At 74.7% G+C, this 4,580-nt stretch carries 2 protein-coding genes and 1 pseudogene; 1 reads left to right on the top strand and 2 read right to left on the bottom strand.

The features are described 5' to 3' along the window. A pseudogene (locus MXD58_RS20580) lies at positions 1–366 on the top strand (HEXXH motif domain-containing protein); the annotation flags it as partial. 172 nt (positions 367–538) lie between these two features. Here the strand turns inward: MXD58_RS20580 and MXD58_RS20575 are convergent. Then, a complete protein-coding gene (locus MXD58_RS20575) occupies positions 539–1,660 on the bottom strand; it encodes a winged helix-turn-helix domain-containing protein (protein WP_250609750.1) in 1,122 nt (373 codons plus the stop codon). Positions 1,661–1,825: 165 nt separating this feature from the next. Further along, a partial coding sequence (cobN, locus tag MXD58_RS20570; RefSeq protein ID WP_250609749.1) for a cobaltochelatase subunit CobN occupies positions 1,826–4,580 on the bottom strand: 2,755 nt, incomplete at its 5' end.

Genomic DNA, 4,580 nt, shown 5'->3' with positions numbered 1-4,580 from the left:
GAGCCCGACTCCGGTCGGTGGGCCCGCTGGCCGGCCGGGGCGACGGCCGGTGATGTGCTGGCGGTGTCCGGCGCCCGCCGCGCGGCGGCCGCCGAATTCCGTCGTGAGCTGCGGGAACAGCCTGGGCGGCTGGAGTCCTACGCCGGGCTCGCGCTGATCCACGCCGACCAGGTGGACGGTCTGCGGCGCCGACTGTGCACCGAGCATCCCGACGCCGTCCTGGCGCTCGCCACGCGGATCCGTGTAGCGAGCGGCCGCGCTCCTGACCTGGCGGCACTCACCGCGTGGATCGCGGCCGGCGCCGGCCGGGCCATCGCTGAGCCCGCCCACGGGCTGATCTCGGAGGTGTTCCAGGTCGTAGCGTGAGGCAACGCCGTCAGTTGTGACGTATCGAGCTGTTACGGATTCCCCCGACGAGGACGATCCCGGCGACGAGTGAGGCCACCCGGTCCACCTTCGTCCCTGAGATCCGTTGAACCGCCGGGATCCGCTGGGGCCGGCCGGTCGCCTTCGCCGGCTGGCTCGGGCGGTGGGTCTGTCAGCCGGCCGCGGACCCGGCCGTGCCGGCGAGCGCGGGTCCAGCCGCCTCGGGCAGGTCGGTGCCGGCCAGGTCGGTGCCGGCCGGGTCGGTGCCGGGCAGGTCGGTGCCGGCCAGCTCCGTGCCGGCCAGCTCCGTGGCGGACTGGCAGACGCGGTAGCCGACGCCGCGGACGGTCAGGATGTGGGTGGGGGCCGACGGGTCGGCCTCCAGCTTGCGGCGTAGCCGGCGGACGTGGACGTCGAGCATCCGCGCGCCGCCGAAGTAGTCGTACCCCCAGACCCGTTCGAGTAGCTGGCGCCGGGTCACCACCCGCCCGCCGGCCACGGCCAGCTCACACAGCAGCCGGAACTCCGTACGGGTCAGGTGCTGGTCTTCGCCACGGCGGCGCACGACCCCCTCCGCCAGGCGGATCTGCAGGTCACCGACGCTCAGGGAACTTGCCGCCGCCAGCGTCGGATGGGTGCGCCGCAGTAGCGCGCGCAGCCGTGCCAGCACCTGCGCGGTGACCGGCGGTGCGGTGAGGTAGTCGTCGGCGCCGGCTTCCAGGCCCGCAACGACGCAGCTCGGGTCGGCCCGCTCGGCGACCACGACGATCGGTAGGTCGCTGGCGGCACGAAGCCGCCGGCAGAGCTCCAGGCCGCTCATCACCGGGCCGGCGGCGGGCCCCCGGCCGGTGCCGGACCCGGTGCCGTCCGGCCCCGGTGGACCTGCCAGGGGATCGGCGGGCGGTGGGCCGTCCGGACCGAACACAAGGCTTTCGAGCCGGCGCGCGTCCAGGTCGAGCCGGTCGAACTCCGGGTCGTCGAGCTCGGCGAGATCATCGGGCAGCGTGAGGGGATCCGGGCCGGTCGCCAGCGGCACACAGACCAGCACCAGGTGCGCCGGGCGCGCGGCGAGCCGGGCCTGGGCATGGTCGGCTGATCGCACCTGGTCGACGCCGTAGCCCTCGTCCAGCAAGGCGGGCACCAGGTCTCGGCGCACCGCGGGATCGTCTCCGACGAGCAGAAATGTCGTCCGCACCTTGCGTATTTTCCCCGATGCGGGCCAGTTGTCCCCACCGGTACGCGTCGGGGTGAAGGCCCGTCCGGCCTGCGCCGGGCCCCGGGTGCCGCCGGCCACCGGCGCGTACTGGTCCGTCGACCGGTCGACCTGCGGCCCGCGGGCCGCCGGGCCCCCCGCGGGGGGTACCCCTGGCCCCCCGGGAGGGGGACCACGGGCCCCACCCGAACGCGCCACCCGCCGGCCCGGATGGCCCCCGCCGACCGGCGGCCGGCCCGCGCAACGTTACGAGGCGGTGGTGTCGTGGCTGTCCTCGAGGTCGCCCTCGGTACGTAGGTAGATCTCCTGGAGGGCGTCGAGGGTCGCCGGTTCGGGGTGCTCCCACAGGCCGCGGGCGGCGGCTTCCAGCAGGCGTTCGGTGATCCCGTGCAGGGCCCACGGGTTCGAGGTGAGCAGGAACTTCTGGCTCTCGTCGTCGAGGGCGTAGACGGCGGCGAGGCGTTCGTACATCCAGTCGGCGACCACGCCGGCGGTCGCGTCGTAGCCGAACAGGTAGTCGACGGTCGCCGCCATCTCGAACGCGCCCTTGTAGCCGTGGCGGCGCATCGCGGCCAGCCAGCGGGGGTTGACGACGCGGGCACGGAACACCCGGGAGGTCTCCTCGGACAGCGTGCGGGTGCGCACCGCCTCGGGCCGGGTGCTGTCGCCGATGTAGGCGGCGGGCGCCCGCCCGGTCAGCGCCCGCACCGTCGCGACCATTCCGCCGTGGTACTGGAAGTAGTCGTCGGAGTCGGCGATGTCGTGCTCGCGGGTGTCGATGTTCTTCGCGGCGACGGCGATGCGCCGGTAGGCGGCCTCCATGTCGCCGCGGGCGGGCACGCCGTCGACGCCGCGGCCGTACGCGTAGCCGCCCCAGGTGGCGTACACCTCGGCGAGGTCGGCGTCGTCGCGCCAGTTGCGGCTGTCGATCAGCGGTAGCAGCCCGGCGCCGTACGATCCCGGCCGGGAGCCGAAGATGCGCAGCGTCGAGCGCCGTTCGTCGCCGTGCTCGGCGAGGTCGGCGCGGGCATGGGCGCGCACCAGGTTGTCCTCGTCGGGTTCGTCGAGGCCGGCGGCCATCCGCACGGCGTCGTCGAGCATGGCCACCACGTGCGGGAACGCGTCGCGGAAGAACCCGCTGATGCGCACCGTGACGTCGATGCGGGGCCGGCCGAGCTCGGCGAGGTCGATCGGCTCCAGACCGCGCAGCCGCCGCGACGCGTCATCCCACCGCGGCCGGATGCCGAGCAGGGCGAGTACCTCCGCGACGTCGTCGCCGGACGTGCGCATCGCGCTGGTGCCCCACACGGACAGGCCGACCGACTCCGGCCAGCGGCCGGTGTCCGCCCGGTAGCGCTCCAGCAGGGAGGCGGCCATCGCCTGCCCGGTCTCCCAGGCCAGCCGGCTCGGCACCGCCTTCGGGTCGACGGAGTAGAAGTTGCGGCCGGTGGGCAGCACGTTGACCAGGCCGCGCAGCGGCGAACCGCTCGGTCCCGCCGGGACGTAACCGCCGTCGAGGGCGTGCAGGATGTTGGTGATCTCGTCGGTGGTCCGGGCGATGCGCGGCACGATCTCGGTGGCGGCGAAGCGCAGCACCGCGGCGACGGCCGCCCGCCGGTCGGCGTCGTCAGGGACGCCGACGGATCCAGCGCCGGGCTCCGCCGCGGCGTCGACCTCGGCGTCGACCTCGGCGGGTGCGGGGGACGGGGTGCCGAGGACGGTGTCGAGCGCGGCGGGGACGGCCCCCGGGTCCCACCCGTGCCGTTCCAGCTCGGTGACCAGGGCGAGCGCGGTGCGTTCCGCGGTGTCGACGTCGACGCGCGACGCCTGGCCGCTCTCCGTGCCCTCGTCGAGGCCCAGTGCCTCGCGCAGGCCCGGCAGGGTGCGCTGCCCGCCCCACATCTGGCGCGCGCGCAGCATCGCCAGCACCAGGTTGACGCGGGCCTCGCCGCTCGGCGCGACCCCGAGCACGTGCAGGCCGTCGCGGATCTGCGCGTCCTTCACCTCGCACAGCCAGCCGTCGACGTGCAGCAGGAAGTCGTCGAACTCGGCGTCGTGCGGCCGGTCGGCGAGGCCGAGGTCGTGGTCGAGACGGGCGGCCTGGATCAGCGTCCAGATCTGGGCGCGGATCGCGGGCAGCTTCGCCGGGTCCATCGCCGCGATCGACGCGTGCTCGTCGAGGAGCTGTTCGAGCCGTGCCAGGTCACCGTAGCTCTCCGCGCGGGCCATCGGCGGGACGAGATGGTCGATCAGGGTGGCATGCGCGCGGCGCTTCGCCTGGGTGCCCTCGCCCGGGTCGTTGACCAGGAACGGGTAGATCAGCGGAAGGTTGGCGAGCGCCGCGTCGGACGGGCAGGACGCGCTCATCCCGACGTTCTTGCCCGGCAGCCACTCCAGCGTCCCGTGCTTGCCGAGATGGACCAGGGCGTGCGCGCCGAATCCGCCGGCGGCCGCCGGCGCGGACAGCCAGCGGTAGGCCGCGAGGTAGTGGTGGCTCGGCGGCAGGTCCGGATCGTGGTAGATCGCGACCGGGTTCGCGCCGAAGCCGCGCGGCGGCTGGACGAGCAGGGCGGTGTTGCCGGCGCGCAACGCGGCCAGGACGATCTCGCCGTCCTCGGAACGGGAACGGTCGACGTACAGCTCGCCGGGGGCCTGCCCCCAGTGCCGTTCGACGCGTTCGCGCAGGTCGGCGGGCAGCGTGTCGAACCAGGCGCGGTAGTCGGCGGCGGAGATCCGCACCGGGTTGCCGGCGAGCTGCTCGGCGGTGAGCCAGTCGGGGTCCTGCCCGCCGGCCGCGATGATCGCGTGGATGAGCGCGTCGCCGTCCTGGGCGGCGACGCCGGGCAGCGCGTCCGGCCCGTCGGCGGGGCCGATGTCGTAGCCGGCGGCGCGCAGCTCGCGCAGCAGTCGCACCGTGCTCGCGGGTGTGTCCAGGCCGACGGCGTTGCCGATGCGGGCATGCTTCGTCGGATAGGCCGAGAGCATGAGCGCCACCCGGCGC

The organism is Frankia sp. AgKG'84/4 (assembly GCF_023242965.2).
Lineage (GTDB): Bacteria > Actinomycetota > Actinomycetes > Frankiales > Frankiaceae > Frankia.
This window is presented reverse-complemented; position numbering and strand designations above follow the sequence as displayed.